A 26,468-nucleotide genomic window follows, 5' to 3' on the forward strand; every position below is an offset into this window, starting at 1 on the left:
TCGCGACGGGTGGCGGGGGTGATTTAAGACGATTCTTAAAGACGGCGACCCGCTGCGCGGCATGTGGTCGCGTTCACGCTGCGGGCGACACAGGCCCGCACGGCTCATCGTGCTGATGACTCAGCCACCGATAAGAAAGTTGCCGGTTCTGCCGGCGCTCTCGCCCTCCAATGCCGGGAGTTCAGCCTCGTCCTTCAGGTTCACCCCCGACAGCTGGCGGCGGCAGGCTTCGCGCATCAGGTAGAGCAGGCGGTGGGTGGCGAGGCCGTAGCTCAGACCTTCCAGGCGAACGTTGGAGATGCAGTTGCGGTAGGCGTCGTTCAGGCCGACCTTCGGCGCCCAGGTGAAATACAGGCCCAGGCTGTCGGGCGAGGACAGGCCGGGGCGTTCGCCGATCAGGATCACCACCATCTTCGCCCGCAGCAGCTCGGCGACTTCGTCGGCTACCGCGACCCGGCCCTGTTGCACCAGCGCCACCGGCGACAGGCTCCAGCCTTCGTTGCGCGCCTGTTCTTCCATGCGTTCGAGGAAGGGCAGGCTGTGACGTTGCACGGCCAGTGACGAAAGACCGTCGGCGATCACCACGGCCAGGTCGTAGCCCTGCGGGTGGCGGTCGGCGTGGCGGCGCAGGATGTCCGCCGATTCTTCGTTCAGCCGGCGGCCCAGGTCCGGGCGTTGCAGGTAGGTGTCGCGGTCGGCGGCGGCGCTGTGCAGCAGCAAGGTTTCGCGGCCGCGCTCGGCCAGTTGCGCGGCGAGGCCGTCGCGGTCGAAGGGCAGGTGCACGGCATCGCGCGCCTGGGCGTGGGCGAACTGGAAGTCCAGCTGCGCGCCGGTCGGCAGGCTGGTGCCGGCGCGGCCGAGGGCGATGCGCGCGGCGGTCAGTCGACGCAATTCCTGCCAGGGGTTGGGGGTGAAGCTGTCACTCATTGAAGACTCCTCAACTCAGGACAGTTGCGCGAGCGCATGGCGGAAGGCGCCGGGCAACTGGCTGGCCATGTGTATCCGGCCGTCCTGCTGGCGGAGGATTTCCATGCGCGCAAGCCACGCCTCGAATTCCGGCGCCGGGCGTAGGCCCAGCGTCTGTCGCACGTAGAGCGCGTCGTGGAAGGAGGTGGTCTGGTAATTGAGCATCACGTCGTCGGAGCCGGGGATGCCCATGATGAAGTTGATGCCGGCCACGCCGAGCAGGGTCAGGAGCATGTCCATGTCGTCCTGGTCGGCCTCGGCGTGGTTGGTGTAGCAGATGTCGCAACCCATGGGCACGCCGAGCAGCTTGGCGCAGAAGTGGTCTTCCAGGCCGGCGCGGATGATCTGCTTGCCGTTGTACAGGTACTCCGGGCCGATGAAGCCGACCACGGTGTTCACCAGGAATGGCTTGAAGTGCCGTGCCACTGCATAGGCGCGGGCCTCGCAGGTCTGCTGGTCGACGCCGTGGTGGGCGTTGGCCGACAGCGCACTGCCCTGGCCGGTCTCGAAGTACATGAGGTTGTCGCCCAGCGTGCCGCGTTTCTGCGACAGCCCGGCTTCGTAGCCTTCCTGGAGGATCGACAGGCTCACGCCGAAGCTGGCGTTGGCCGCTTCGGTGCCGGCAATGGACTGGAACACCAGGTCCAGCGGCGCGCCCCGGTTGATCGCCTCGATGGAGCTGGTGACGTGGGTGAGCACGCAGGACTGGGTGGGAATCTCGTAGCGCTGGATGATCGCGTCGAGCATCTCCAGCAGGGTGCAGATCGACTGCAGGCTGTCGGTGGCCGGGTTGATGCCGAGCATGGCGTCGCCGTTGCCGTAGAGCAGGCCGTCGAGCACGCTGGCGGCGATGCCGGCAGGGTCGTCCGTGGGGTGGTTGGGTTGCAGCCGCGTGGACATGCGCCCGCGCAGGCCCATGGTGTTGCGAAAGCGCGTGACCACACGGATTTTTTGCGCGACCAGCACCAGGTCCTGCACGCGCATGATCTTCGACACTGCGGCTGCCATTTCCGGCGTCAGTCCAGGCGCCAGGGCGCGCAGGCTGGCTTCGTCGGCGGCATCGCCGAGCAGCCAGTCGCGCAGGCCGCCCACCGTGAGGTGGCTGACCGGCGCGAAGGCCTGGCGGTCGTGGCTGTCGATGATCAGTCGGGTGACTTCATCGCTCTCGTAGGGGATCAGCGCCTCGTCGAGGAAGTGCTTGAGCGGGATGTCGGCCAGCGCCATCTGCGCGGCGACGCGCTCGGCGTCGCTGCCTGCGGCGACCCCGGCGAGGCGGTCGCCGGAGCGCGCCGGGCTGGCCTTGGCCATCACCTCGCGCAGGCTGTCGAAGCGCCAGGTCTGGCCACCGACACTGTGGACGAATCCGGACATGGCGCTTCTCCTCAACCCTGACTGGCGAACGATGCGTCGGTGCCGCGATTGAGGCTGATGACGATGCTGCAGACGGAGCAGCCGCCGATCATCAGCACCAGGAACACCGAGGCGATCACGCTATTGAACCATAGCATCGCAGCCAGGCAGACCAGCGCCAGGACCAGCGCGATGGCCGGCACCACCGGGTAGCCCGGCGCACGGAAGCTGCGCTCCAGGTCCGGCTCGCTGCGGCGCAGTTTGAACAGGCTGAACATGCTCATGATGTACATGACGATGGCGCCGAACACGCTCATGGTGATCATCGCCGCGGTCAGGGTCATGCCCTGCAGGCTGATCAGGCCGTCGCTGAAGATCGCCGCGATGCCCACGGCGCCACCGGCGAGGATGGCGCGGTGCGGGGTCTGGAAGCGCGACAGCTTGGCCAGGCTGCGCGGCAGGAAGCCGGCGCGGGCCAGGGCGAAGAACTGCCGCGAGTAACCCAGGATGATGCCGTGGAAGCTCGCCACCAGGCCGAACAGGCCGATCCACACCAGCATGTGCATCCAGGTCGAGTTGTTGCCCACCACCGCTTTCATGGCCTGCGGCAGCGGGTCGTTGATGTTCGACAGGGTGCGCCAGTCGCCCACGCCGCCGGCGAAGATCATCACGCCGATGGCCAGGGTCACCAGGGTCAGGATGCCGGCGATGTAGGCGCGCGGGATGGTGCGTTTCGGGTCTTTCGCCTCCTCGGCTGCCATGGCAGCGCCCTCGATGGCGAGGAAGAACCAGATGGCGAACGGGATCGCGGCGAAGATGCCGGCCATGGCGGTGGAACCGAATACATCCGAGCCGGCCCAGCCGTTGAGCACGAAGTTGCTGAAGCTGAAGCCCGGTGCGACCACACCCATGAACACCAGCAACTCGGCTACCGCCAGCACGGTCACCACCAGTTCGAAGGTGGCGGCGATGCTTACACCGAGGATATTCAGGGTCATGAAGATGAAGTAGGCGCCGGTGGCCGCCCACTTCGGATCGAGGCCGGGGAACTGCACGTTGAGGTAGGCGCCGATGGCCATGGCGATGGCCGGCGGGGCGAAGACGAATTCGATCAGGGTGGCGATGCCGGCGATCATCCCGCCGGTCTTGCCGAAGGCCCGCAGGCTGTAGGCGAAGGGGCCACCGGCGTGGGGGATGGCGGTGGTCAACTCGGTGTAGCTGAAGATGAAGCAGGTGTACATCACCGCCACGATCAGCGTGGTGACGAGGAAGCCCAGGGTACCGGCGGCGGCCCAGCCATAGCTCCAGCCGAAGTACTCGCCGGAGATCACCAGTCCCACGGCGAGGCCCCACAGGTGCAGGGTGCCAAGCGTTGGTTTGAGTTGTGATGCGCTCATTGTTGTTATTCCTCTCTCCGCAAGGGATAGGCCGCAACCAGGGCGGGCCGCAGGGCGTGGACGGATACCTGAGACCCGATGGTAGTGGCGTACTGCCGCGCAAGACTTGACCGCTGGAACCGGCTTTCGCCGTGCAGGGTCAACTGTTTGTTACCCATCGCCCCACCGCGCGCACGGTGCCCGCTTCTGGTGCCGGAAATCGCCTCTCTGCCCCGTGCTGTGGCAGCTGCAGGCCAGGCGCGGCGCCGTGTCGGGGTTGTTGGTAACGGGCCGGCGAGGCACGGGATTTGCTTTGTTTTTTCGTCCTCTGTTCCTGCGTGCGACGTGCCTCGAGCGCCTCATAACAAGATCGGTAACCGACATGAGCCAGCCTCTGTTTTCCCCGTCCGGCCTGAGCCTGCCCCTGGCCAGCAACATCGGCGTGCTGTCCGCCGCCGCCAGCGGCCTGGGTCGCTTCATCGGCGACCAGGGCGGCGACATCGACCGCGTCTTCGGCCGCGCCGGCATCGACCCGGAGCGCCTGCTGCATCCCACCCTGAGCCTGGCGCTGACCAACTACTGCCAGGTGCTGGAAGAGGCTGCGCGACAGTCGGGGTGCGACAACTTCGGGCTGCGCTACGGCGAGCAGTTCCGCCCCCATGAGCTCGGCCTTCTGGGCTACGTCGGGTTGTGCTCGGAGACGCTGGAAGAGGCGCTGAAGAACTTCGCCGCCGCCTTTCCCTATCACCAGCACGACACTCTGATCCGACTGGTGGATTGCGGCGAGTGCTATCGCTTCGACTACCAGGTTCGCCATGGCGCCATCCTCGACCGCCGCCAGGATGCCGAGCTGACCCTGGGCATGGCGCTGAACCTGATGCGCCACGCGCTCGGTCCCGAGTGGGCGCCGCGCGCGGTGAGCTTCGAGCACGCGCGGCCTGAGGGCTGGCAGGAGCATGGCCGGGTGTTCGACGCGCCGGTGCTGTTCCAGCGCGGCTGCAATTCAATGTTGATTCCCAAGCGCGACCTCTACGGCCGGCAGATGCCCGAGCGCGACGCCAACCTGCTGTTCCTGGTACAGGACGTGATCCGTCGCCTGGGCGAACAGGGCGGCGCGCCCAATCTGGTGGAGGACGCCGGCACGCAGATTCGCCTCGCGCTGGCGGACGGCGAGCCGTCGCTGGAGATCATCGCCGAGCAGCTCGAACTCACCACCGCCGGGCTGCAACGGCGCTTGCGCGAGGCGGGGCTGAGCTTCAGCCAGCTGGTGGAAAACACCCGCCGTGAGCTGGCGCTGCACTATCTGCGCCAGCCGCAACGGCCGATCTCCGAGCTCGCGCCGTTGCTGGGGTATTCCGAGACCAGCGCCTTCTCCCGCGCCTTCCGCCGCTGGTTCGGGGTGAGCCCGCGGCAGTGGCGCAGCGACGCCAGCTGAGCTGCTTTTCGTAGGAGCGAGCTTGCTCGCGAACTGATTTCCTGGCAGATCCGGAGCTGGGCGGGTTCGCGAGCAGGCTCGCTCCTACAGGCTTCGCTCCGTGCTCGAGTCCGCTCCTACGAAATCCAACCGCCGGTAGCGTTTTCCCGGGCATAAAAAAGCGCGGCCCGCAGGCCGCGCAAAGATCGATGTGAGGAGGTGCCCGGCTCGCGCCGGGCGGGTGGCTCAGAACAAACTCAGAAGAAGCCCAGCGGGTTGATGTCGTAGCTGACCAGCAGGTTCTTGGTCTGCTGGTAGTGATCGAGCATCATCTTGTGGGTCTCGCGACCCACGCCGGATTTCTTATAGCCGCCGAACGCAGCGTGCGCCGGGTACAGGTGGTAGCAGTTGGTCCACACGCGGCCGGCCTTGATGCCACGGCCCATGCGGTACGCGCGGTTGATGTCGCGGGTCCAGACGCCAGCGCCCAGGCCGTACTCGGTGTCGTTGGCGATCGCCAGCGCCTCGGCCTCATCCTTGAAGGTGGTGACGCCCACCACCGGCCCGAAGATTTCCTCCTGGAACACGCGCATCTGGTTGTTGCCCTTTAGCAGGGTCGGCTGGATGTAGTAGCCGGTGGAGAGATTGCCGTCGAGCTTCTCGACCGAGCCGCCGACCAGGATCTGCGCACCTTCCTGCTGGGCGATGTCGAGGTAGGAGAGAATCTTCTCGTACTGTTGCTGCGAAGCCTGGGCGCCGACCATGGTGTCGGTGTCCAGCGGGTCGCCGCGCTTGATGGCCTTCACCTTCTTCATCACCACGTCCATGAACTGCGGGTAGATGGACTCCTGCACCAGCGCGCGGGACGGGCAGGTGCACACCTCGCCTTGGTTGAAGAAGGCCAGCACCAGGCCCTCGGCTGCCTTCTCGATGAAGGTCGGCTCGGCCTGCATGATGTCTTCGAAGTAGATGTTCGGGCTCTTGCCGCCCAGTTCCACGGTGGACGGAATGATGTTCTCGGCGGCGCACTTGAGGATGTGCGAGCCCACCGGGGTGGAGCCGGTGAAGGCGATCTTGGCGATGCGCTTGCTGGTGGCCAGCGCTTCACCGGCTTCCTTGCCGAAGCCCTGGACAACGTTGAGTACGCCCTTGGGCAGCAAGTCACCGATCAGTTCCATCAGCACGCTGATGCCCAGCGGCGTCTGCTCGGCCGGCTTGAGCACGATGCAGTTGCCGGCGGCCAGGGCCGGGGCGAGTTTCCAGGCGGCCATCAGCAGCGGGAAGTTCCACGGGATGATCTGTCCGACCACGCCCAGCGGTTCATGGATGTGGTACGCGACGGTGCTGTCGTTGATCTCGGCGGCGCTGCCTTCCTGCGCGCGGATGCAGCCGGCGAAGTAGCGGAAGTGGTCGGCGGCCAGTGGGATGTCGGCGTTGAGGGTTTCGCGGACCGGCTTGCCGTTGTCCCAGGTCTCGGTGACGGCCAGCAGCTCCAGGTTCTGTTCGATACGGTCGGCGATTTTCAGCAGTACCAGCGAGCGGTCCTGCACCGAAGTGCGGCCCCAGGCATCGGCGGCGGCGTGGGCGGCGTCCAGCGCCTTGTCGATATCCTCGGCGGTGGAGCGGGGGAATTCGGCGATGGGCTGGCCGTTCACCGGCGAGGTGTTGGTGAAGTACTGACCCTTCACCGGCGGGACGAATTCGCCGCCGATGTAGTTGCCGTAGCGCGCCTTGAACGAAACGATGGCGCCTTCGCTACCGGGATGGGCATAACGCATGGTCGGATCTCCTGGGTCTTGTGCTTGTTGGGGAGGACGTTGATTCAGCGTAGAGCAAGGGCCGGGCCATGCCAGTGAAAGGCGCGCCGCCCGTGGGCTGGGCGGATTTCCGCGGTGCGCTGGAAAGTGCGCTGTCACGCCCCTGGCGCAGTGCCTCGTGACACTTTGTCCCGTAAACGTGACAGTCGTGACCTGACGGTCGGCCAGGCGTTGCATTGGGCGGGCGCGTGGGGGATGCTGTCCTGCGTTCTTGCGAATTGTCCTACAAACATTCGCTGGAACCCGGGGCTGCCTTCCCGTCCCCCAAGCGGAGAACAACAAGAATGCGCGCCAACGATTTGAGCCGCCACGCCCGCCAGGTCATGACCGTGGCCGAGGGCAAGGCCCCCGCCGGTGCCCCCGGTGCGGACCCGTCGATCGCCCGCTCCTGGATGCGTTGTCTGGAGCAATACCACCTCGACCCTGCGCAGCCCATGGCGCCTGCCGTGCTGGAACACGCGCGCATGCTCGAAGTCCGCGAGCGTCATCGCCAGGTGCTGGAGATCGCCAGCGGCGAGATGAACAGCCTGCACCAGCAGCTCTCCGGCGCCGGTCACGCCGTGCTGCTCACCGACTCCCGCGGGGTGATCCTCAACTGCGTCAGCGAAGCCGCCGAGCGGCGCACCTTCGAGCAGGCCGGGCTGTGGCTCGGCGCCGACTGGAGCGAAGCCCGCGAAGGCACCAACGGCATCGGCACCTGCCTGGTGGAGCGCCAGGCGCTGACCATCCACCAGGACGAACATTTCCGCAGCCGCCACACCGGCCTGACCTGCTCGGCCAGCCCGGTGTTCGACCCGCAGGGCGAACTGCTGGCGGTGCTCGACGTGTCCTCCGCGCGCCGCGACGTGTCGCGACAGAGCCAGTTCCACACCATGGCGCTGGTCAACCTCTCCGCCAAGGCCATCGAGAGCTGCTACTTCCTGCGCCACTTCGAGGACCAGTGGCTGCTGCGCTTCCACCTGCAACCGGACGGCCTCGGGCTGTTCAGCGAAGGCATGCTGGCCTTCGGTGGCGACGGGCGCATCCGTGCGGCCAACCAGAGCGCCATCAACCTGCTCGGTAGCCGCCGGGACAGCCTGATCGGCCGCTCGCTGGAACAGTTCTTCGAATGCCGGCTGGACGACCTGTTCAGCCGCGCTGACCCGCATCCCAATGCCAGCTGGCCGCTGCGCACCCATGCAGGGCGCACCCTTTATGCGCTGCTGCGTGGCAAGCGACCCATCGCCGCCGCGCCGGTCCTGCCGCGCGCGCCCCTGGCGAAAGGCCTGTGCATCGACGACCCGCAACTGGCCCACGATTTCCGCCGTGCGCTGAAGGTCTACGCCCACGACGTGCCGCTGCTGCTGCAGGGTGAGACCGGCACTGGCAAGGAGGCCTTCGCCCGCGCCGTGCACCTGGGCGGCGAGCGCGCCGGCAAGAGTTTCGTCGCGCTGAACTGCGCGGCGATTCCCGAGACCCTGATCGAGAGCGAGCTGTTTGGCTATCGCGGCGGCAGCTTCACTGGCGCGCGCAAGGAAGGCATGCGCGGCAAGCTGCAGCAGGCCGATGGCGGCACGCTGTTCCTCGACGAGATCGGCGACATGCCGCTGGCCCTGCAGACCCGCCTGCTACGCGTGCTTGAAGAGCGCCAGGTGGTGCCCATCGGCGGCGAGCCGCAGGATGTGGATATCCGCCTGATCAGCGCCAGCCACCGGGACCTGGAAGCGCTGGTGGCCGCCGGGCAGTTCCGTGAAGACCTCTATTACCGCCTCAACGGCCTGGTGGTGGCGCTGCCGCCGCTGCGCGAGCGCGACGACCGCAGCGCGCTGCTCGACCACCTGCTCGCCGAGGAGAGCAAGGGGCGCAATGTGCGCCTGGACGACGACGTGCGCCGGCACCTGCTGGACTTCCCCTGGCCGGGCAACGTGCGCCAGTTGCGCAATGTGCTGCGTACGCTCTGTGCGCTGTGCGACGGCGGACGCATCCAGATGGCCGACCTGCCGCCGGACCTGCGCCGCGTCCCGGTGCAATCTGCCGCCCCGCTTGCTGCAACTGTGGAGGAGGGCGACACCCTCGGCACGGCCGAACGCAACGCGCTGCTGGAAGTGCTCGAAGCGCAGCGCTGGCACATCAGCCGTGCCGCGCAACAGCTGGGCATCAGTCGCAATACCCTGTACCGCAAGCTCAACCGCCACGGTCTGAACAGGAAGAGCCTCTCGTAGTTTCACGCCCGTGACGACTTTCCCCGGCCTGCGGGAACCGCCTCCCCACCTCGTCGTCTGATGCCCCGGCGGCGGGCCGCGCGGGGGCGCGCTGTGCTACTCTGCCGCCCATTCGAAGCGCCTTGAAAGGCTTGATTGCAGGAGTCTGCATGCATATCCACATCCTCGGCATCTGCGGCACCTTCATGGGATCGCTGGCCGTCCTGGCCAAGGAACTGGGCCACCGCGTGACCGGCTCCGATGCCAACGTCTACCCGCCCATGAGCACCCAGCTGCAAGCCCAGGGCATCGAGCTGATGCAGGGCTACGATCCCGCGCACCTGGAGCCGGCACCGGACCTGGTAGTGGTCGGCAACGCGCTGTCGCGCGGCAACCCGGCAGTGGAATACGTGCTGAACAAGGGCCTGCCCTACGTCTCCGGCCCGCAGTGGCTGGCCGACCACGTGCTGCAGGGCCGCTGGGTCCTGGCGGCCGCCGGCACCCACGGCAAGACCACCACCAGCAGCATGCTGGCCTGGGTGCTGGAACACGCCGGCATGAGTCCGGGCTTCCTGATCGGCGGCGTGCCGCAGAACTTTGGCGTCTCTGCGCGCCTGGGCGGCACCCCGTTCTTCGTGGTCGAGGCCGACGAGTACGACAGCGCCTTCTTCGACAAGCGCTCCAAGTTCGTCCATTACCACCCGCGCACGGCGATCCTGAACAATCTGGAGTTCGACCACGCGGACATCTTCCCCGACCTCGCGGCCATCGAGCGGCAGTTCCACCACCTGGTGCGGACCATCCCCGGCGAAGGCCTGGTCATCCATCCGACCTCCGAGACCGCACTCAAGCGCGTGATCGACATGGGCTGCTGGACGCCGGTGCAGACCACCGGCGAAGGCGGCCAGTGGCAGGCGCGCCTGCTCAGCGAGGACGGCTCGCACTTCGAGGTGCTGTTCGACGGCAAGGCCCAGGGCATCGTGGACTGGGAACTGACCGGCCAGCACAACGTCGCCAACGCCCTGGCTTGCCTCGCGGCGGCCCGCCATGTCGGCGTGGTGCCTGAGCTGGGCTGCGCCGCGCTGTCGGCCTTCAAGAGCGTCAAGCGGCGCATGGAGAAAGTCGCCGAGGTCAACGGCGTGACCATCTATGACGACTTCGCCCACCACCCGACCGCCATCGCCACCACCCTCGACGGCCTGCGCAAGCGCGTCGGCGATGCCAAGGTGATCGCCGTGGTCGAGCCGCGCTCCAACTCCATGAAGCTCGGTGCCCACCGCGACGGCTTGCCGGAGTCCGTTGTCCAGGCCGACAACGTGTTCTGGTACGCGCCGCCCAACCTCGGCTGGGACCTGGCCGCCACCGTCGCCAGTTCCACCGTGCCGACGCAAGTGTGCAATTCGCTGGAAGCCATCATCGAGGGTGTGAAAGCCATCGCCGCGCCGGGCACCCAGGTGGTGGTCATGAGCAACGGCGGATTCGGCGGCCTGCACGGCAAGCTGGCCCAGGCGCTGGAGGGCTGAACATGGCCGGAGCCGAACGCGTCACCCTCGCCATGACCGGCGCCTCGGGCGCCCAGTACGGCCTGCGCCTACTCGACTGCCTGGTACAGGAAGACCGCGAGGTACACTTCCTGATCTCCAAGGCCGCGCAACTGGTGGTGGCTACCGAGACGGACGTGACCCTGCCGAGCAAACCGCAGGCGATGCAGGCTTTCCTGAGCGAATACACCGGCGCCGCGCCGGGTCAGATTCGCGTCTACGGCAAGGAAGACTGGATGGCCCCGGTGGCCTCCGGTTCCGGCGCGCCGAGTGCGATGGTGGTGGTGCCCTGCTCGACGGGGACGCTCTCGGCGATTGCCACCGGCGCCTGCAACAACCTCATCGAACGCGCCGCCGACGTGGCGCTGAAGGAGCGCCGCCAGCTGATCCTGGTGCCGCGCGAGGCGCCGTTCTCCAGCATCCACCTGGAGAACATGCTCAAGCTGTCCAACCTGGGCGCGGTAATCCTGCCGGCCGCTCCGGGCTTCTATCACCAGCCGCAGACAGTCGATGACCTGATCGACTTCGTCGTCGCGCGCATCCTCAATCAACTGGGCATTCCCCAGGACATGCTGCCGCGCTGGGGCGAACACCATCTTGTCAGTGACGAATAAGCTCCTCGCCGCCCTGCTGCTGTTGCAACTGGGCGGTTGCGCCACCGTGAAGACCCTCAACGACAGCCGCCCCGGCGACCCGCTGATCTATGCCGGCACCCGGCTGGACTGGTATTCGCTCAATGGCGGCTGCTGCCCGAAGGACCACTTCGGCACCGACGCGCCGGCCTACCCTGGCCTCGACCTGCCCGGCAGTGCGCTGCTGGACACCTTGCTGCTGCCGCTGTCGATTGCTGCAGAGCTGGGCGTCGGTTTGCAGGTGTGGGGCGGCAATTGAACTGCCTCACGCTGGACCTTCCCCTGTAGGAGCGAGCTTGCTCGCGAACTGGCGCGTCGCTGAACAGCTGCACATCCAGGGGCTTGGGAGGTTCGCGAGCAAGCTCGCTCCTACGAAAAGCAGGCGCATCGGCGCACAACCGCGGGCGGTTGTACGCCCTGCGTCTGCGGGAGGTTATTTACCCAGCTTGCGCAGTTCGTCCGACTCGACGATGCGGGTGCCCTCGCCGGTTTCCAGGGCCAAGCGCCAGAGCGCGCGGGCCAGGGCGATGGCTTCGATGCCGTGCAGCTTGCCCGGCAGGATGCGCGAGAAGGGTGCGGCGAGCAGTTCGGCCAGGCGGACTTCCTCCCGCTGGCCCAGCAGCAGCGACGGCCGAGCAATGGTCAGTTGCTGCCAGCCCTGTTGGCGCAGGGCGTCTTCCAGCTCACCCTTGGTCCGGCTGTAGAAAATTGACGATTTGCTGTCCGCTCCCAGCGCGCTGACCACTATGTAGTGCCGCGCGCCGAGGGCCAGGCCGCGCTCGCCCAGGGCTAGCGGCAGGTCGAAATCGACGCTGCGAAACGCCTCCTCCGAGCCGGCCTCCTTGAGCGTGGTACCCAGGCAGCAGAACACCGTGTCTACCGGCTGGAGCAGGTGCGGGATGAGTTCGGCCAGCGGACCGACCGGGTTTTCCAGGCGTGGGTGCTCCGCCAGCTTCCTTCGGGCCGGGGCGATGACGCGCTTGACCGTGGGCTCGTTGAGCATGCGGTCGAGCAGATGCTCACCGGTCAGGCCGGTGGCGCCAGCTAGCAGGATATTCGTCGGTTTCGAGTACATCTGTGTTTCCCCTCTGACACACCTTCCAGCTTAGTTCTCGCCCTGTCCTTTTGCCTGCGCATCGTTGCTGCCGAGCGCCAGGGTTCCGTGCGTCTGTTGCGCACGCAGGGCCTGCCAGCGAGTAATGACCGCATCCGGCGCCCAGAGTTGCGGTTCCGATGGCTCGAACTCTTCCTCCTTCTCGCGCTTGGCCACGGTGGCGCTGGCCAGCATGAACGCCTGCCTGAGGTCGTCGGTCTGCTGGAAGGCCTTGGCAAAGAGCGCATCGCCGAAGTAGGTGAAGTCGGCCTCCTCGGAGCAACCGAAGGACACTCGGTCGCTGCGCGCGGCGGTCATGATCAGGGTCTTGTCGTCCTTGAGCGCGGGGATGAAGCCGCCGCTGTAGCAGGCGGAGATCACCAGCACCTTGGTGCGGTCCTTGAGCGGAGCGAGCAGCGTGACCAGTTCGCTGGCTGGCAGGTCGTCGAGTTTCAGGCCGGGCATGTCCAGCACCAGTTGGTGGTCATGGGAGCCGTGGCTGGTCAGGTAGATGAACACCAGGTCTTCCGGGCCGCTGCGCTGCGCGATGGTGCGCAGGGTGCGGGCGAGGGTTTCGCGGGTGGCCATGGGACGGTCGGCGAGGTGATCGCGGTGGTTCACCAGGCGCACCACGCCGCGCGCACCAAAGCGATCACCGAGCAGGTTGGCGACGTAGTCGGCCTCGCGCAGGAACACGCTCTGCTTGCCGTCGCCGCCCAGGCTGACGCCGTAGAGCTCGATTGCCGGGGTGGACTGCGGGACGGCGGCCAGGGCTTTCTCCAGCATGGCGCCCTGTTCCAGCAAGCCGACTTCCAGCGGATTGGGCAGTGTTTTGCCGGCGGCGTCCTGGCGCAACTGGCCGGCGCTCCAGGTGCCTTTCTGCACGCTGCCGTCATGGCGGGTGAGGGTGCCGGCGCCGGAGTACTCGCCACGGGCGAAGCCGCCGCTGTAGGTCTGGCCGTCGGCCCTGGTCAGGGTGCCCTGGCCGTCGAAGCGCCAGAAACGGAAGTCGCCCTTGTAGCGGCTGCCATCGGCGCCGATGAACTCGCCCGGCCCGCTCAGCGCGCCGGCCTTGAAGCGACCGAACCAGACATCGCCGTCAGCGTTCTGGAAGCGTCCGGTGCCGTCGAACTGGTCGTTGCGGAACTCGCCGGCGTACTGGTCGCCCGCGTCGTCGCGGAAGATGCCCTTGCCTTCGAGCACGCCGTTCTTGAACGGGCCGCTGTACTGGTTGCCGAGGCTGTCGCGGCGGGCGCCCTCACCGTTGGCTTCGCCACGGGCGAAGGCGCCCTGGTGGCGGGTGCCATCGGCTTGTTCGAGGCTGCCCAGGCCCTCGTAGCGACCCTTGCGGAAGCCGCCGCTGTAGGTGGTGCCGCCCTGGGAAATCCGCCCTTCGCCGTCGAACTCGCCGCGCTTGAACTGGCCCTCGTAGAAGCTGCCGTCGGCGTACTGCAGGCGGCCACGCCCTTCGAACAGGCCGTCGCGGAACTCGCCTTCATAGCTCGTGCCGTTGCCGTCGTTCCACTTGCCCTGGCCGCTCTGCAGGCCCTTGTCGAAGCCGCCCTCGTACCAGGCGCCGTTGCTGTAATCCAGCCGCCCGGGCCCTTGCAACTGGCCGTTCACCAGCTCGCCACGGTAGCGCGCGCCGTCGGGCAGGCGGGCGTCCGGGGGCGTCAGCGGTTCGCCTTCGCCGCAGGCAGTCAGGAGCAGGGCAAGGCTCAAGGGCAGGAGTTGGCGTGGCATCGGGACTCTCGAATCGACGGTGGGGCGCAGAGTGAGTGTGACGTAAAAAAGCCCGCGGACGCGGGCTTTTTTCTCAGCGCTGTGCCAGAGCCGTCAGACGAAGCACAGGCTCAGCGATTCGGCGATGTAGGCCGGCTTGGGCAGGCCTTCGATCTCCAGGGTGCAGCGGGCCTTGATCAGCCATTGGCCGGGATTCTTCTCGGTGATGTCGGTGATGGTCACCTGCAGGCGCACGCGCGAATCCACCGGTACCGGCTGGATGAAGCGCACGCTGTCGAGACCGTAGTTGACCACCATCTTGGGGTTCTCCGGCAGGACCAGCAGGCCCTCGCAGAGTTTGGGGATCAGCGACAGCGACAGGAAACCGTGGGCGATGGTGCCGCCGAAGGGCGTCTTCTTCGCCTTTTCCGGGTCGACGTGGATGAACTGGTGGTCCTCGGTGCACTCGGCGAACTGGTTGATGCGCTGTTGATCGACGGTGATCCACTGCGAATGGCCCAGGTCCTTGCCGATGTAGTCCTTCAGTGCGCTTACGGGTACGAATGCCATGTTTCCTCCGGGGATATCGTTGTTCTTCTAATGCGGCCTGCGTAAGAGTCCGACAACAGATCAGCATGGGGTCCGCGGCCGGTCAAGCCGCAGCGGCATTCATGCTTTGGGCGAATGCCGAGCCATAGCGGTCGCCGGGCGGGCATAATGGCGGCTCCTTGCGCTGGAGATGTTCCCTGATGTTGCTACGCGGCCTGACCTGGCTGGTGCTGTTCCAACTGCTCGGCACGGGCCTGAATGCTCTCATCCTGCACATGATTCCCGGCCCCATCATTGGGCTGGTGCTGCTGTTCGCCTTCCTGGTGTGGAACGGCGAGGTGAGCAAGCCGGTGAACGAGGCGGCCGCCTCGCTGCTGCGCTACCTGCCGTTGCTGCTGGTGCCGGCGGCGGTGGGCGTGATGGCCTACGCGAAGCAGATCGCCGCGGACTTCTGGGCCATCGCCGGCGCCCTGGCGCTGTCGCTGCTGGTGTCCTTCGTGTTCGCCGGCTGGCTGATGCAGAAGCTCATCGACCGCCAGCGCAAGCAGAAGGAGGGCGCGTGATGTTCGACTGGCAAGGCGCGCTGAACTCCGTCATCCACCATCCGCTGTTCTGCGTCGGCGTCACCCTGGGTGCCTACCAGCTGGCCCTGGCCGCCTACGAGCGCACGCGCTGGGTGTTCCTGCAGCCGGTGCTGGTGTCGATGCTGATGGTCATCGCGGTACTGCTGGCCTGCGGCATCGACTACGCGGAATACAGCAACAGCGCCAAGGTGCTGACCATCCTGCTCGGTCCCGCTACCGTCGCGCTGGCGGTGCCGCTGTTCCTCAACCTCAAGCGCATCCGCCAGCTGTTCTGGCCGACCCTGATCACCCTGCTGGTCGGCGGCCTGTTCGCCACCGCACTGGGCATCGGCCTGGGCTGGCTGTTCGGCGTCGACCACGAGCTGCTGATGAGCCTGGCGCCCAAGTCGGTGACCTCACCGATCGCCATGCTGGTGGCCAGCCAGATCGGCGGCGTGGCGGCCCTGGCGGCGGTGTTCGTGCTGATCACCGGCGTGCTCGGCGCCATCCTCGGCCCGGAGCTGCTGCGCCGCTGCGGTGTGCATCACCCGGCTGCGCAGGGTATGGCGCTGGGCATGACTGCCCACGCCGTGGGCACCTCCCGCGCCCTGCAGGAGGGCGAGGAATGCGGAGCCTTCGCCGCCCTGGCCATGAGCCTGATGGGCGTGGCCACCGCTGTGCTGCTACCGTTGGCGGTAGCGCTGATCGCCTGACGAATCGACGGAGTGTCCATGAGTTTCCCGCTGTTCCCCCTCAACACCGTGCTGTTTCCCGGCTGCCGCCTCGACCTGCAGATCTTCGAGGCGCGTTACCTGGACATGATCGGCCGTTGCATGAAGCAGAACGGCGGATTCGGCGTGGTGGCCATCGTCGAGGGTGAGGAGGTCGGCGATGCGCCGGAGCGTTACAGCCTGGTCGGCTGCGAAGCGCATATCCGTGACTGGCAGCAACGCCCCAACGGCCTGCTGGGCATCCGTGTCGAAGGTGGGCGGCGCTTCCGCGTGCTCTCCGCCAACGTGCAGACGGACCAGTTGACGGTGGCCGAAGTGGAGTGGCTGGACGAGCAACCCGATCAGCCGCTGACCAAGGAGCACGACGACCTTGCCGCGCTGCTCGAGGCGCTGTCCATGCACCCGATGGTTTCCGCGCTGGAGATGGGCGGGGAGGTCAACGGCCAGCAGGCACTGGCCTGCCAGCTCGCCTACCTGCTGCCCTTCGAGCGCGACCAGAAGCAGGTGCTGCTGGAGATGGACGACCCCACCGTGCGCCTGGCGCGCATCCAGGTACTGCTGGAGCAGTTGCAGGGCGACTTCGTTGCCTGACACGTCGGCTCACCCTGCACTCCGCTCCTACAGGGATACATCGGCGCGCCGATTGGTCCGCAGAAGCACAAGGCCCGCGAATGCGGGCCTTGTGCTTTTACGGGCAGAGCGAGCGCTTAGAACGAATCGCCCGGCACCCGAACCCAGCCTTCCATGAGGATGCGCGAGCTGCGGCTCATGATGGCCTTGGTCACGGTCCATTCGCCGTTCACCTGTTTCGCCTCGGCGCCTACGCGCAGGGTGCCGGAGGGGTGGCCGAAGCGCACCGCGCTACGCTCGCCACCGCCGGCGGCAAGGTTCACCAGGGTGCCGGGGATGGCAGCGGCGGTGCCGATGGCCACGGCGGCGGTGCCCATCATGGCGTGGTGCAGCTTGCCCATGGACAGCGCGCGTACCAGCAGGTCGACGTCGCCGGCTTTCACCTGCTTGCCGCTGGAGGTCACGTAGTCCTTGGCCGGCGCGACGAAGGCGATCTTCGGCGTGTGCTGGCGGGTCGCGGCTTCTTCCGGGGTCTTGATCAGGCCCATGCGCAGGGCGCCGGCGATGCGGAATTTCTCGAAGCGCGCCAGTTGCTCGGGGTCGCCATTGATCGCTTCGCGCAGCTCGGCGCCGGTGTAGCCGATGTCCTGGGCGTTGACGAAGATGGTCGGGATGCCGGCGGTGATCATGGTCGCCTTGAAGGTGCCGATGCCGGGGACTTCCAGGTCGTCCACCAGGTTGCCGGTGGGGAACATGGCGCCGCCGTCTTCACCGTCGTCGGACGGGTCGAGGAACTCCAGCACGATCTCGGCGGCGGGGAAGGTCACGCCGTCCAGTTCGAAGTCGCCGGTTTCCTGCACCTGGCCGTTGGTGACCGGCACGTGGGCAATGATGGTCTTCTGGATATTGGCCTGCCAGATACGCACCACGCAGGTGCCGTTGTCCGGGATGCGCGACGGATCGACGAGACCTGCGTGGATGGCGAAGGAGCCGGCGGCGGTGGAGAGGTTGCCGCAGTTGCCGCTCCAGTCGACGAAGGCCTTGTCGATGGAAATCTGCCCGTAGAGGTAGTCGACGTCGTGGTCCGGCTGGGTGCTTTTCGACAGGATCACGCACTTGCTGGTGCTGGAGGTCGCGCCGCCCATGCCGTCGATGTGCGCGCTGTACGGATCGGGGCTGCCGATCACACGCATGAACAGCTTGTCGCGCGCTTCGCCCGGCACCTGGCAGCGCTCGGGCAGGTCCTGCAGGCGGAAGAACACGCCCTTGCTGGTGCCGCCGCGGATGTAGGTGGCGGGGATCTTCACTTGGGGTACGTGGGGCATGGGGTACGTCCTGACAGATCAGTTGTAGGAGCGGGCCATGCCCGCGACATCCCCGCGCGGAGGCCGATCGCGGGCATGGCCCGCTCCTACAGGGTTCGATCCGACACGCCGAGAGGCGTGCCGGAGCCGTTACGTCACGCCACGGACGACTCGAGGAAGTCCTTGGCGAAGCGCTGCAGCACGCCGCCGGCGTTGTACACCTTCACTTCGGCGGCGGTGTCCAGGCGGCAGGTGACCGGGACTTCGACCACTTCACCGTTGCGGCGATTGACCACCAGGGTCAGGTCGCAGCGCGGCGAGATGTCGCCCTTGATGTCGTAGGTCTCGGTGCCGTCCAGGCCCAGGGTCAGGCGGGTGGTGCCCGGCTTGAACTCCACCGGCAGCACGCCCATGCCCACCAGGTTGGTGCGGTGGATGCGCTCGAAGCCTTCGGCCACGATCACTTCCACGCCCGCCAGGCGAACGCCCTTGGCCGCCCAGTCGCGGGACGAGCCCTGGCCGTAGTCGGCGCCGGCGACGATGATCAGGTTCTGCTTGCGGTTCATGTAGGTTTCGATGGCTTCCCACATGCGCATCACCTTGCCTTCCGGCTCGACGCGGGCCAGCGAGCCCTTCTTCACTTCCCCGTTGACCACGGCCATTTCGTTGACCAGCTGCGGGTTGGCGAAGGTGGCGCGCTGGGCGGTCAGGTGGTCGCCGCGGTGGGTGGCATAGGAGTTGAAGTCCTCCTCCGGCAGGCCCATTTTCGCCAGGTATTCGCCGGCTGCGCTGTCCAGCAGGATAGCGTTGGACGGCGACAGGTGATCGGTGGTGATGTTGTCCGGCAGGATCGCCAGCGGACGCATGCCCTTGAGCGTGCGCTCGCCCGCCAGCGCGCCTTCCCAGTACGGTGGGCGACGGATGTAGGTGGACATCGGGCGCCAGTCGTACAGCGGGCTTTCCGCTTCCTGCACGCTGCCCAGGTCGAACATCGGGATGTAGACCTGCTTGAACTGCTCGGGCTTCACGCTTGCCGCGACGATGGCGTCGATCTCTTCGTCAGACGGCCAGAGGTCCTTCAGGGTGACGGGGTTGCCTTGACTGTCGGTGCCCAGCGGGTCCTGCTCGATGTCGAAGCGCACGGTGCCGGCGATGGCGTAGGCGACCACCAGCGGCGGCGAGGCGAGGAAGGCCTGCTTGGCGTAGGGGTGGATACGCCCGTCGAAGTTGCGGTTGCCCGAAAGCACGGCGGTGGCGTACAGGTCGCGGTCGATGATCTCTTTCTGGATCACCGGGTCCAGCGCGCCGGACATGCCGTTACAGGTAGTGCAGGCATAGGCGACGATGCCGAAGCCGAGCTTCTCCAGCTCCGGCAGCAGGCCGGCTTCCTCCAGGTACAGCTTGGCGACCTTCGAACCCGGCGCGAAGGAAGTCTTCACCCACGGCTTGCGGATCATGCCCAGCGCGTTGGCCTTCTTCGCCACCAGGCCGGCGGCGATGACGTTGCGCGGGTTGGAGGTGTTGGTGCAGCTGGTGATGGCGGCGATGATCACCGCGCCGTCGGGCATCAGGCCCTGGGCTTCTTCACCCTTGCCTTCCTGTAGCTTGGCTTCGTCGGCGATGCCGCGCTCGGCCAGTGCCGACGTCGGCAGGCGACGGTGCGGGTTGGACGGGCCGGCCATGTTGCGCACGACGCCGCCCAGGTCGAACTCCAGCACGCGCTCGTACTCGGCGGTTTCCAGGGCGGTGCTCCACAGGCCGAGGGTCTTGGCGTAGTTCTCCACCAGCTCCACCTGCTCGGGCTCGCGGCCGGTGAGCTTGAGGTAGTCGATGGTCTGGCCGTCGATGTAGAACATCGAGGCGGTGGCGCCGTATTCCGGGCACATGTTGGAGATGGTCGCGCGGTCGCCGATGGACAGGCTGTCCGCCCCCTCGCCGAAGAACTCGACGTAGGCGCCGACCACGCGCTCCTTGCGCAGGAACTCGGTGATCGCCAGGACGATGTCGGTGGCGGTGATGCCCGGCTTGCGCTTGCCGGTGAGCTTCACGCCGACGATGTCGGGCAGGCGCATCATCGACGGGTGGCCGAGCATCACGGTCTCGGCTTCGAGGCCGCCGACACCGATGGCGATCACGCCCAGGGCGTCCACGTGCGGGGTGTGCGAGTCGGTGCCGACACAGGTGTCGGGGAACGCGATGCCGCCGCGCGCCTGGATCACCGGGCTCATTTTCTCCAGGTTGATCTGGTGCATGATGCCGTTGCCGGCCGGGATCACGTCGACGTTCTTGAACGCGGTTTTCGTCCAGTCGATGAAGTGGAAGCGATCCTCGTTGCGGCGATCCTCGATGGCGCGGTTCTTCTCGAACGCATCCGGGTCGAAACCGGCGGCTTCCACGGCCAGCGAGTGGTCGACGATCAGCTGGGTCGGCACCACCGGGTTGACCTTGGACGGGTCGCCGCCTTGCTCGGCGATGGCGTCACGCAGGCCGGCGAGGTCGACCAGCGCGGTCTGGCCGAGGATGTCGTGGCAGACCACGCGCGCCGGGTACCAAGGGAAGTCGAGGTCGCGCTTGCGGTAGACCAGTTGCTCAAGCGAGGCGGTCAGGTCCGCCGGCTCGCAACGGCGCACCAGCTGTTCGGCCAGCACTCGGGAGGTGTAGGGGAGCTTGTCCCAGGCGCCGGCCTGGATCGCCTCGACCGCCTCGCGGGCGTCGAAGTAATCCAGCGCGGTGCCGGGCAGGCGCTTGCGGAATTGGCTGTTCACGGTGGCGTTCATAGTTATTTACGGTCCTTGAGCGGCACGAACTTCAGGTCTTCAGGGCCTGTGTAGTTGGCGCTCGGGCGGATGATCTTGCCGTCGATGCGTTGCTCGATGACGTGGGCGGACCAGCCAGCGGTGCGGGCGATGACGAACAGCGGGGTGAACATCGCGGTGGGCACGCCCATCATGTGGTAGCTCACGGCGCTGAACCAATCGAGGTTGGGGAACATCTTCTTGATTTCCCACATCACGCTTTCCAGGCGCTCGGCGATGTCATACATCTTGGTGTTGGACTGCTCGTTCGACAGCTGGTGAGCGACTTCCTTGATCACCTTGTTGCGCGGGTCGGACACGGTGTAGACCGGGTGGCCGAAACCGATCACGACTTCCTTCCTCTCGACGCGGGCGCGGATGTCAGCCTCGGCTTCGTCCGGATTGTCGTAGCGCTTCTGGATCTCGAAGGCCACTTCGTTGGCGCCGCCGTGCTTCGGGCCGCGCAGCGCGCCGATGGCGCCAGCGATGCAAGAGAACATGTCCGAGCCGGTGCCGGCGATCACGCGGGAGGTGAAAGTGGAGGCGTTGAACTCGTGCTCGGCGTACAGGTTCAGCGAGGTGTGCATGGCGCGCACCCACGACTCGCGGGGCTTCTCGCCGTGCAGCAGGTGCAGGAAGTGGCCGCCGATGGAGTCGTCGTCGGTCTCGACGTCGATGCGCTTGCCGTTGTGGCTGAAGTGGTACCAGTAGAGCAGCGCCGAACCCAGCGAAGCCATCAGCTTGTCGGCGATGTCGCGGGCGCCCGGATGGTTGTGGTCGTCCTTCTCCGGCGACAGGCAGCCGAGCACGGACACGGCGGTGCGCATCACGTCCATCGGATGGGCCGAGGGCGGCAGGGTTTCCAGGGCGGCCTTCACGCCGGCCGGCAGGCCGCGCAGGGCTTTCAGCTTGGCCTTGTAGCCGGCCAGTTCGGCGGCGTTGGGCAGCTTGCCGTGGACCAGCAGGTGGGCGATTTCCTCGAATTCGCAGCGGTTGGCGAAGTCCAGGACGTCATAGCCGCGGTAGTGCAGGTCGTTGCCGGTACGGCCGACGGTGCACAGGGCGGTGTTGCCAGCGGCGGTGCCACTCAGGGCCACGGACTTCTTCGGCTTGAAGCCGGTGGTGGTTTCTGCGGTAGCGCTCATCGCGTGTCTCCTCATCAAATCCGGTTGCTTGTTCTTGTCCCCCGGCATGGGCCGGGGTTTCGGTTCGAATCTGGTCGGCGGATAACGCCTGTGGCGTTATGCACCCTACATAAGGTTCAGGCTTACTTCTTGCCGGCGGCGAACAGCGCGTCGAGCTTCTGCTCGAAGGCGTGGTAGCCGATGCGGTCGTACAGCTCTGCACGGGTCTGCATCAGGTCGATCACGTTCTGCTGGTGACCGTCCTGGCGGATCGCGGTGTACACGGCTTCGGCGGCCTTGTTGGCGGCGCGGAAGGCGGACAGCGGATACAGCTGGATGGCCACGCCGACCGAGGCCAGCTCGTCGCGGGTGAACAGCGGGGTGGCGCCGAATTCGGTGATGTTGGCCAGGATCGGCACGTTCAGCGCATCGACGAAGCGCTTGTAGGTCGGCAGGTCGTAGGCGGCTTCGGCGAAGATCGCATCGGCGCCGGCCTCGACGTAGCGCAGGCAGCGCTCGATGGCGGCGTCCACGCCTTCGGCCTGGATGGCATCAGTGCGGGCGATGAGGAAGAAGTTCGGGTCGGTCTTGGCGTCGGCGGCGGCTTTCACGCGGTCAGCCATTTCCTCGACGGAGACGATTTCCTTGCCCGGACGGTGACCGCAGCGCTTGGCACCGACCTGGTCCTCGATGTGGGCGGCAGCGGCGCCGGCCTTGATCAGGTTCTTGACGGTGCGCTCGATGTTGAAGGCGCTGGGGCCGAAGCCGGTGTCGATGTCCACCAGCAGCGGCAGGTCGCAGACATCGGTGATGCGGCGAACGTCGGTGAGCACGTCGTCCAGGGTATTGATGCCCAGGTCCGGCAGGCCGAGGGAACCCGCCGCCACGCCGCCACCGGAGAGGTAGATGGCCTTGAAGCCGGCGCGCTTGGCCAGCAGCGCGTGGTTGGCGTTGATCGCGCCGATCACCTGCAGCGGCTTTTCTTCGGCAAGGGCTTCACGGAAACGTTGGCCGGCGGTCTTGTAGCTCATTGTTCACCTCGTTCGTTGGCTGTCTTGGCTTGGGCGTCCAGGTAGTGACGCTCCATATTGCGTTTCGAGGCGCCGATGTGACGGCGCATCAGCAACTCGGCCAGTTCGCCGTCACGATCGGCGATGGCATCGAGAATCCGGTGGTGCTCGGAGAAGGCTTGGCGCGGACGGTTGGGCGTCGCCGAGAACTGCAGGCGGTACATGCGCACGAGCTGGTACAGCTCGCCGCAGAGCATGCGGGTCAGGGTGCGGTTGCCGCTGCCCTGGATGATCCGGTAGTGGAAGTCGTAGTCGCCTTCCTGCTGGTAGTAGCCACGGCCGGCCTGGAACGCCTCGTCGCGCTCGTGGGTGTCGAGCACCCGGCGCAGCTCGTCGATCTCGGCCTGGCTCATGCGCTCGGCGGCCAGGCGGCAGGCCATGCCTTCGAGGGATTCGCGGATCTCGTAGAGCTCCAGCAGCTCTTCGTGACTGAGCGAAACCACCCGCGCGCCGACGTGCGGCACGCGCACCAGCAGCTTCTGGCCCTCCAGGCGGTGGATCGCCTCGCGCAGCGGGCCGCGGCTGATGCCGTAGGTGCGCGCCAGTTCCGGCTCGGAAATCTTGCTGCCGGGGGCGATCTCGCCCTTGACGATGGCCGACTGGATCTTGCGGAACACGTGTTCCGACAGGGTCTCGCCGTCGTCGCTGGCGGGGGTGGGCAGAATCAGGCTATCGCTCATGGTGTCGACAATCTTCTTGGTGTGCGGCGAAAGCTACCCCTGGAAACCCTCTGGGTCAATCAAGATCTGATGAATTGTCGACAATCGTCTAATGGGGCGGTTTTCTTATGACGGGTGGCCGTGCACACCGCCGAGCGCCGCCGCGGACGTGAGAAGATGCCCGCTGGAACCATCAGGGAGCGATTCGTGCAATCGAGGGAGCGGATGAAACGCATGTTGGCGAGTGTGGCGGGATTTCTGCTGCTGGGTTGGGGACAGGGGCTGTGGGCCCTGCATCCGTACAGGGACAACCCGACGGCGGACCTGCAGGCGATCGGCCTGTGGCAGGAGATGACGCCGCTGCTGCTGTTCTGGGCGTTGTGGGTCGCGCTGGCGGCCTGGCTGCAGCGAGCGGCGGCGGGCTGGCGCGGCGCGTTTTCGTCGGGAGTCGCCCTGCTGGGCTGGTTCTGGGTGGATGTTTGTCTGTACGACAGCCGGGTGGCGAGCTGGAGCACCTACACGTTCGCCGAGCTGGCGGCGGAGGTGGCGCTGGTCTGTGGCGTGCCGCTGCTGCTCGCGGTTGTGGCCTATGGTGGTGGCTGGGCCCTGGCGGCCCAGAGGAAGACCGATGATCCGAAGCTGGTATGACCGCCACGCTCTGCCGCGCCTGATCGATTTCGCCTGCGGCATGGGCGATGTGATGAAACAGCGCTCGCTGCTGGTGCCCCGTGCGCGCGGGCGGGTGCTGGAGATCGGCATCGGTACCGGCCTGAACCTGTCGTTCTACGATCCGGCGAAAGTGTCGACAATCGTCGGCGTCGACCCGGCGGCGCAGATGCAGAAGCTCGCCCGCAGTCGTGCCGAGGCCATCGGCATTCCGGTGGACATGGTGGCGCTGGAGTTGGGGCAGATTCGTGCCGACGCCGGCAGCTTCGACAGCATCGTCTGCACCTTCACCCTGTGCAGCATCCCCGATGCCGTTTCAGCACTGAAGGAAATGCGCCGGGTGCTCAAGCCCGGTGGCGAGTTCCTCTTCTGCGAGCATGGCCTGGCGCCGGATGCCGGCGTGCGCACCTGGCAGCACCGACTGACGCCGGTCTGGAGACCGTTGGCCGGTGGCTGCCATCTGGATCGCGACATGCCGGCGCTGATCGAGTCCGGCGGCTTCCACCTGCGCGAATTGACTCAGGACTACCTGCCGGGGCCTCGGCCGATGACCTACGTCTACCGGGGCATGGCCAACTGAGGCGAGGGCAGACGGTCTATCACCTCGATGCTGAGGATGTAGGCGCTGCGCAGGAACAGATCCTCCGGATGCTCAACCAGGCCCGAATCGGACCGGCAGTCGTTCAGGCGTACGACCGCGGGCGCATGCCCGTCGCTCAGGGCGAAGTAATCGCCATTGCTGATCCAGCCCTGAAGCACGGAGGATTCGCGATTGTGCGCGCGTACCACGACTTCGACCTTGAGATGTTCGTTCATTGCCACATCGCTCGAGTGAGGTGAGAAGAGGTGGCGAACCTTAGCGTCCGTCCCGCAAGCCCTCTGTCAGGTTCCTCTGAATGGCCTGTACGACTATCCCTTTGAGCGTCAGGCCACCTGTCCGGCTGGTGTGACGTTGAGGATGTGCGAGCCGCTGAGGAACAGATCCTGCACCGGGCCGGTGGGGCAGTGGCGACTCTGGCAATCGCCCAGGCGCACTTCGAAAGGTGCGCGGCCGGCGCACAGCGCGAGGTAGTCCTCGCGGCTGATGCGGCCGTGGAGGATGCGTTGCGGGCGGTAGGGAGACCAGGTCTCCACGTCGACCCAGAGACTGTCGGGAGCTAGGTTCATGGCGGTGATCCGGCCGTTGGTGAGTGGGCGAGTACTCTAGACAGCGGATCAGCGCCAAATTCATCAGAACCCTCCGAGATATTTGTAGGAAATTATTTGGCTCTGACTGACGGCGCAGTCTTACGCTAAAGCCCGGTAGGCCCCGGCCCAGTCCTGGGCGAAGTCTTCGAAGCGCGTCGCCGTGGTATTGGCCGGCGAACGCGCCTCCTGCGCCCGAACCCGCCCGCAGCTGATCGCCTCGCCCAGTTCGGCGTAGCACGCGGCGATGCTGGCGGAGCAACCGGCTTCACGCAACGCGCGCTCCAGCTCCTGAGGCGAAACCGGCACATAGGGCAGGTCCGGCCGGCCGATGGCTGCCCCCAGCAGCCGGGTCGCCTGGGCGTAGCTGATATCGCGCTGGCCGAGCACTTCGCGGGTCACGTGGCCCCGCCAGTCGCGCTCCAGCAGGGCACGGCTGGCGGCATCGGCGACGTCCTGGGTGGCGACCATCGGCACCGGTACATCCGGCGCCACCGCATCGCTGTAGCAGCCGAAGGCGCGGACGATCTCCAGCGCGCCATACAGGTTTTCGAATAGCGCGCCGGAGCGCAGCATCAGCACATCCACCTCCGGCGGCAGCAGGCGCAGGCGCTGTTCCTGGTCGTGCATGCTGATGATCGGCCCGGTGCCCGAGGGTACCTCGGCGCCCACACTGCTCAGAAAAACCACCCGGCGCACGCCGCTGTCTCGGATCGCGGCGAAGATTGCCTCGCCCTGGGCTGCCTGCTGCTGGCGGTAGTCCTCGGTGTCCGGGCCGTAGGCGAGCAGGGTGTAGACCGCTCCTGAGCCGCGGAAGGCCTCGCTGAGGAAGGCGGCGTCGTGCGGCTCGCCTACGGCGATGTGCGCGCCGGCGTTAGCCAGCGGCGCCAGGCGTTCGGCGTTGCGGCCCAAGGCGCGGACAGGCACGCCGGCTTCCAGCAGGGTCTGGCAGATTCTCGAACCGGTGCGGCCGGTCGCTCCCATTACGGTGATCATGACGGTGTCCTCGCTTTGGGCCGTCCCGCGGCGCCCGCCGTGGATTCGTTGGCCTGGATGCAGTCTCCCGCCAGAGCGCTGGACGGTTAATGCCTGGAAGTCGCCACTTCATGCTTATTCGTCCAGAAGTGCTGGACGCCGCCGGCCTGCCGGACCAGTCTGAAG

Annotated in this window: 25 protein-coding genes; 10 read left to right on the forward strand and 15 right to left on the reverse strand. The window is 66.6% G+C overall.

Annotated elements, in window-relative coordinates; genetic code table 11:
- Positions 1–120: 120 nt before the first annotated feature.
- From eutC to eat, 3 genes are read right to left on the reverse strand one after another with little or no spacing between them, the layout of a single operon-like run.
- Complete coding sequence (gene eutC, locus ACIPK7_RS19440) at positions 121–927, reverse strand: ethanolamine ammonia-lyase subunit EutC (protein WP_401089620.1); 807 nt, start codon at positions 925–927, stop codon at positions 121–123.
- 15 nt (positions 928–942) lie between these two features.
- On the reverse strand, positions 943–2,337 hold the full coding sequence (locus tag ACIPK7_RS19445) for an ethanolamine ammonia-lyase subunit EutB (protein WP_401089622.1): 1,395 nt from the start codon (positions 2,335–2,337) through the stop codon (positions 943–945).
- A gap of 11 nt (positions 2,338–2,348) precedes the next feature.
- Positions 2,349–3,713 (reverse strand): ethanolamine permease, encoded by a 1,365-nt coding sequence (eat, locus tag ACIPK7_RS19450; protein WP_401089624.1) that lies wholly within the window; start codon positions 3,711–3,713, stop codon positions 2,349–2,351.
- Between the two features lie 361 nt (positions 3,714–4,074).
- Between eat and ACIPK7_RS19455 the strand changes: the two genes are divergently transcribed.
- The gene (locus ACIPK7_RS19455; protein WP_401089626.1) at positions 4,075–5,127 is read left to right on the forward strand and encodes an AraC family transcriptional regulator; all 1,053 of its coding nucleotides are present in this window, start codon (positions 4,075–4,077) and stop codon (positions 5,125–5,127) included.
- 236 nt (positions 5,128–5,363) lie between these two features.
- Here the strand turns inward: ACIPK7_RS19455 and ACIPK7_RS19460 are convergent, their stop codons facing one another.
- The gene (locus ACIPK7_RS19460; RefSeq protein WP_192431749.1) at positions 5,364–6,884 is read right to left on the reverse strand and encodes an aldehyde dehydrogenase family protein; all 1,521 of its coding nucleotides are present in this window, start codon (positions 6,882–6,884) and stop codon (positions 5,364–5,366) included.
- 323 nt (positions 6,885–7,207) lie between these two features.
- Here ACIPK7_RS19460 and ACIPK7_RS19465 point away from each other — a divergent pair, with 323 nt between their 5' ends.
- From ACIPK7_RS19465 to ACIPK7_RS19480, 4 genes are all read left to right on the forward strand, one after another.
- Positions 7,208–9,124, forward strand: a complete 1,917-nt coding sequence (locus ACIPK7_RS19465) for a sigma-54-dependent Fis family transcriptional regulator (RefSeq protein WP_401089628.1) — start codon at positions 7,208–7,210, stop codon at positions 9,122–9,124.
- 149 nt (positions 9,125–9,273) lie between these two features.
- Positions 9,274–10,626 carry a UDP-N-acetylmuramate:L-alanyl-gamma-D-glutamyl-meso-diaminopimelate ligase gene (mpl, locus tag ACIPK7_RS19470; protein WP_401089630.1) on the forward strand — a complete coding sequence of 451 codons (1,353 nt, stop codon included), beginning with the start codon at positions 9,274–9,276 and terminating at the stop codon, positions 10,624–10,626.
- Between the two features lie 2 nt (positions 10,627–10,628).
- Positions 10,629–11,258: a flavin prenyltransferase UbiX gene (gene ubiX, locus ACIPK7_RS19475; protein WP_081517259.1), complete on the forward strand. Its 630-nt coding sequence runs from the start codon at positions 10,629–10,631 to the stop codon at positions 11,256–11,258.
- Positions 11,248–11,535 carry a YceK/YidQ family lipoprotein gene (locus tag ACIPK7_RS19480; RefSeq protein ID WP_024764688.1) on the forward strand — a complete coding sequence of 96 codons (288 nt, stop codon included), beginning with the start codon at positions 11,248–11,250 and terminating at the stop codon, positions 11,533–11,535. The genes ubiX and ACIPK7_RS19480 overlap by 11 nt, the downstream gene beginning before the upstream one ends.
- 174 nt (positions 11,536–11,709) lie before the next feature.
- Here the strand turns inward: ACIPK7_RS19480 and ACIPK7_RS19485 are convergent, their stop codons facing one another.
- The 3 genes from ACIPK7_RS19485 to ACIPK7_RS19495 all read right to left on the reverse strand — a co-directional run bounded on the left by ACIPK7_RS19485 (position 11,710) and on the right by ACIPK7_RS19495 (position 14,661).
- Positions 11,710–12,351, reverse strand: coding sequence for an oxidoreductase (locus ACIPK7_RS19485; RefSeq protein ID WP_401089632.1), 642 nt, complete (start codon positions 12,349–12,351; stop codon positions 11,710–11,712).
- A 30-nt stretch (positions 12,352–12,381) separates the two neighbouring features.
- On the reverse strand, positions 12,382–14,112 hold the full coding sequence (locus tag ACIPK7_RS19490) for a C13 family peptidase (protein ID WP_401089634.1): 1,731 nt from the start codon (positions 14,110–14,112) through the stop codon (positions 12,382–12,384).
- Positions 14,113–14,205: 93 nt separating this feature from the next.
- Positions 14,206–14,661, reverse strand: coding sequence for a MaoC family dehydratase (locus ACIPK7_RS19495; RefSeq protein ID WP_045217066.1), 456 nt, complete (start codon positions 14,659–14,661; stop codon positions 14,206–14,208).
- A 179-nt stretch (positions 14,662–14,840) separates the two neighbouring features.
- Between ACIPK7_RS19495 and ACIPK7_RS19500 the strand changes: the two genes are divergently transcribed.
- From ACIPK7_RS19500 to ACIPK7_RS19510, 3 genes are read left to right on the forward strand one after another with little or no spacing between them, the layout of a single operon-like run.
- The gene (locus ACIPK7_RS19500) at positions 14,841–15,203 is read left to right on the forward strand and encodes a CidA/LrgA family protein (RefSeq protein ID WP_045217069.1); all 363 of its coding nucleotides are present in this window, start codon (positions 14,841–14,843) and stop codon (positions 15,201–15,203) included.
- The gene (locus ACIPK7_RS19505) at positions 15,203–15,916 is read left to right on the forward strand and encodes an LrgB family protein (RefSeq protein WP_081517263.1); all 714 of its coding nucleotides are present in this window, start codon (positions 15,203–15,205) and stop codon (positions 15,914–15,916) included. Before ACIPK7_RS19500 ends, ACIPK7_RS19505 begins: the two co-directional genes overlap by 1 nt.
- 18 nt (positions 15,917–15,934) lie before the next feature.
- Positions 15,935–16,525, forward strand: a complete 591-nt coding sequence (locus ACIPK7_RS19510) for an LON peptidase substrate-binding domain-containing protein (protein WP_081517264.1) — start codon at positions 15,935–15,937, stop codon at positions 16,523–16,525.
- A 116-nt stretch (positions 16,526–16,641) separates the two neighbouring features.
- Here the strand turns inward: ACIPK7_RS19510 and prpF are convergent, their stop codons facing one another.
- The 5 genes from prpF to ACIPK7_RS19535 all read right to left on the reverse strand — a co-directional run bounded on the left by prpF (position 16,642) and on the right by ACIPK7_RS19535 (position 23,477).
- Positions 16,642–17,829 carry a 2-methylaconitate cis-trans isomerase PrpF gene (gene prpF, locus ACIPK7_RS19515; protein ID WP_192431743.1) on the reverse strand — a complete coding sequence of 396 codons (1,188 nt, stop codon included), beginning with the start codon at positions 17,827–17,829 and terminating at the stop codon, positions 16,642–16,644.
- Positions 17,830–17,963: 134 nt separating this feature from the next.
- Positions 17,964–20,573, reverse strand: a complete 2,610-nt coding sequence (gene acnD, locus ACIPK7_RS19520; protein WP_401089746.1) for a Fe/S-dependent 2-methylisocitrate dehydratase AcnD — start codon at positions 20,571–20,573, stop codon at positions 17,964–17,966.
- 14 nt (positions 20,574–20,587) lie between these two features.
- The gene (gene prpC / locus ACIPK7_RS19525; RefSeq protein WP_401089637.1) at positions 20,588–21,748 is read right to left on the reverse strand and encodes a 2-methylcitrate synthase; all 1,161 of its coding nucleotides are present in this window, start codon (positions 21,746–21,748) and stop codon (positions 20,588–20,590) included.
- A 122-nt stretch (positions 21,749–21,870) separates the two neighbouring features.
- Positions 21,871–22,758, reverse strand: coding sequence for a methylisocitrate lyase (gene prpB / locus ACIPK7_RS19530; protein ID WP_401089639.1), 888 nt, complete (start codon positions 22,756–22,758; stop codon positions 21,871–21,873).
- Positions 22,755–23,477 carry a GntR family transcriptional regulator gene (locus ACIPK7_RS19535; protein ID WP_081517269.1) on the reverse strand — a complete coding sequence of 241 codons (723 nt, stop codon included), beginning with the start codon at positions 23,475–23,477 and terminating at the stop codon, positions 22,755–22,757. The genes prpB and ACIPK7_RS19535 overlap by 4 nt, the downstream gene beginning before the upstream one ends.
- 204 nt (positions 23,478–23,681) lie before the next feature.
- On the opposite strand from ACIPK7_RS19535, the gene ACIPK7_RS19540 reads away from it, so the two are divergent.
- Complete coding sequence (locus ACIPK7_RS19540; RefSeq protein WP_401089641.1) at positions 23,682–24,104, forward strand: hypothetical protein; 423 nt, start codon at positions 23,682–23,684, stop codon at positions 24,102–24,104.
- A complete protein-coding gene (locus ACIPK7_RS19545) occupies positions 24,085–24,702 on the forward strand; it encodes a class I SAM-dependent methyltransferase (RefSeq protein ID WP_401089643.1) in 618 nt (205 codons plus the stop codon). Before ACIPK7_RS19540 ends, ACIPK7_RS19545 begins: the two co-directional genes overlap by 20 nt.
- Here ACIPK7_RS19545 and ACIPK7_RS19550 read toward each other — a convergent pair.
- From ACIPK7_RS19550 to ACIPK7_RS19560, 3 genes are all read right to left on the reverse strand, one after another.
- Positions 24,681–24,938, reverse strand: a complete 258-nt coding sequence (locus ACIPK7_RS19550) for a hypothetical protein (RefSeq protein ID WP_401089645.1) — start codon at positions 24,936–24,938, stop codon at positions 24,681–24,683. The two genes, ACIPK7_RS19545 and ACIPK7_RS19550, sit on opposite strands and share 22 nt — an antisense overlap.
- 108 nt (positions 24,939–25,046) lie before the next feature.
- Complete coding sequence (locus tag ACIPK7_RS19555; RefSeq protein ID WP_401089646.1) at positions 25,047–25,289, reverse strand: hypothetical protein; 243 nt, start codon at positions 25,287–25,289, stop codon at positions 25,047–25,049.
- A gap of 120 nt (positions 25,290–25,409) precedes the next feature.
- Complete coding sequence (locus ACIPK7_RS19560) at positions 25,410–26,303, reverse strand: NAD(P)H-binding protein (RefSeq protein ID WP_401089648.1); 894 nt, start codon at positions 26,301–26,303, stop codon at positions 25,410–25,412.
- Between the last annotated feature and the right edge of the window lie 165 nt (positions 26,304–26,468).

The sequence above is a fragment of the Pseudomonas sp. NPDC086581 genome, assembly GCF_044746165.1.
In the GTDB taxonomy this organism is placed as follows: domain Bacteria; phylum Pseudomonadota; class Gammaproteobacteria; order Pseudomonadales; family Pseudomonadaceae; genus Pseudomonas.

What these genes read in the sequence shown, in the direction of transcription:
- ACIPK7_RS19560 (WP_401089648.1), bottom strand. Translation starts at nt 26,303, where the DNA reads ATGATCACCGTAATGGGAGCGACCGGCCGCACCGGTTCGAGAATCTGC.
- ubiX (WP_081517259.1), top strand. Translation starts at nt 10,629, where the DNA reads ATGGCCGGAGCCGAACGCGTCACCCTCGCCATGACCGGCGCCTCGGGC.
- ACIPK7_RS19540 (WP_401089641.1), top strand. Translation starts at nt 23,682, where the DNA reads ATGAAACGCATGTTGGCGAGTGTGGCGGGATTTCTGCTGCTGGGTTGG.
- mpl (WP_401089630.1), top strand. Translation starts at nt 9,274, where the DNA reads ATGCATATCCACATCCTCGGCATCTGCGGCACCTTCATGGGATCGCTG.
- ACIPK7_RS19485 (WP_401089632.1), bottom strand. Translation starts at nt 12,351, where the DNA reads ATGTACTCGAAACCGACGAATATCCTGCTAGCTGGCGCCACCGGCCTG.
- prpF (WP_192431743.1), bottom strand. Translation starts at nt 17,829, where the DNA reads ATGCCCCACGTACCCCAAGTGAAGATCCCCGCCACCTACATCCGCGGC.
- ACIPK7_RS19495 (WP_045217066.1), bottom strand. Translation starts at nt 14,661, where the DNA reads ATGGCATTCGTACCCGTAAGCGCACTGAAGGACTACATCGGCAAGGAC.
- prpC (WP_401089637.1), bottom strand. Translation starts at nt 21,748, where the DNA reads ATGAGCGCTACCGCAGAAACCACCACCGGCTTCAAGCCGAAGAAGTCC.
- ACIPK7_RS19545 (WP_401089643.1), top strand. Translation starts at nt 24,085, where the DNA reads ATGATCCGAAGCTGGTATGACCGCCACGCTCTGCCGCGCCTGATCGAT.
- ACIPK7_RS19535 (WP_081517269.1), bottom strand. Translation starts at nt 23,477, where the DNA reads ATGAGCGATAGCCTGATTCTGCCCACCCCCGCCAGCGACGACGGCGAG.
- ACIPK7_RS19465 (WP_401089628.1), top strand. Translation starts at nt 7,208, where the DNA reads ATGCGCGCCAACGATTTGAGCCGCCACGCCCGCCAGGTCATGACCGTG.
- ACIPK7_RS19490 (WP_401089634.1), bottom strand. Translation starts at nt 14,112, where the DNA reads ATGCCACGCCAACTCCTGCCCTTGAGCCTTGCCCTGCTCCTGACTGCC.
- ACIPK7_RS19445 (WP_401089622.1), bottom strand. Translation starts at nt 2,337, where the DNA reads ATGTCCGGATTCGTCCACAGTGTCGGTGGCCAGACCTGGCGCTTCGAC.
- eat (WP_401089624.1), bottom strand. Translation starts at nt 3,713, where the DNA reads ATGAGCGCATCACAACTCAAACCAACGCTTGGCACCCTGCACCTGTGG.
- ACIPK7_RS19500 (WP_045217069.1), top strand. Translation starts at nt 14,841, where the DNA reads ATGTTGCTACGCGGCCTGACCTGGCTGGTGCTGTTCCAACTGCTCGGC.
- ACIPK7_RS19510 (WP_081517264.1), top strand. Translation starts at nt 15,935, where the DNA reads ATGAGTTTCCCGCTGTTCCCCCTCAACACCGTGCTGTTTCCCGGCTGC.
- ACIPK7_RS19555 (WP_401089646.1), bottom strand. Translation starts at nt 25,289, where the DNA reads ATGAACCTAGCTCCCGACAGTCTCTGGGTCGACGTGGAGACCTGGTCT.
- prpB (WP_401089639.1), bottom strand. Translation starts at nt 22,758, where the DNA reads ATGAGCTACAAGACCGCCGGCCAACGTTTCCGTGAAGCCCTTGCCGAA.
- ACIPK7_RS19505 (WP_081517263.1), top strand. Translation starts at nt 15,203, where the DNA reads ATGTTCGACTGGCAAGGCGCGCTGAACTCCGTCATCCACCATCCGCTG.
- ACIPK7_RS19455 (WP_401089626.1), top strand. Translation starts at nt 4,075, where the DNA reads ATGAGCCAGCCTCTGTTTTCCCCGTCCGGCCTGAGCCTGCCCCTGGCC.
- ACIPK7_RS19550 (WP_401089645.1), bottom strand. Translation starts at nt 24,938, where the DNA reads ATGAACGAACATCTCAAGGTCGAAGTCGTGGTACGCGCGCACAATCGC.
- eutC (WP_401089620.1), bottom strand. Translation starts at nt 927, where the DNA reads ATGAGTGACAGCTTCACCCCCAACCCCTGGCAGGAATTGCGTCGACTG.
- ACIPK7_RS19460 (WP_192431749.1), bottom strand. Translation starts at nt 6,884, where the DNA reads ATGCGTTATGCCCATCCCGGTAGCGAAGGCGCCATCGTTTCGTTCAAG.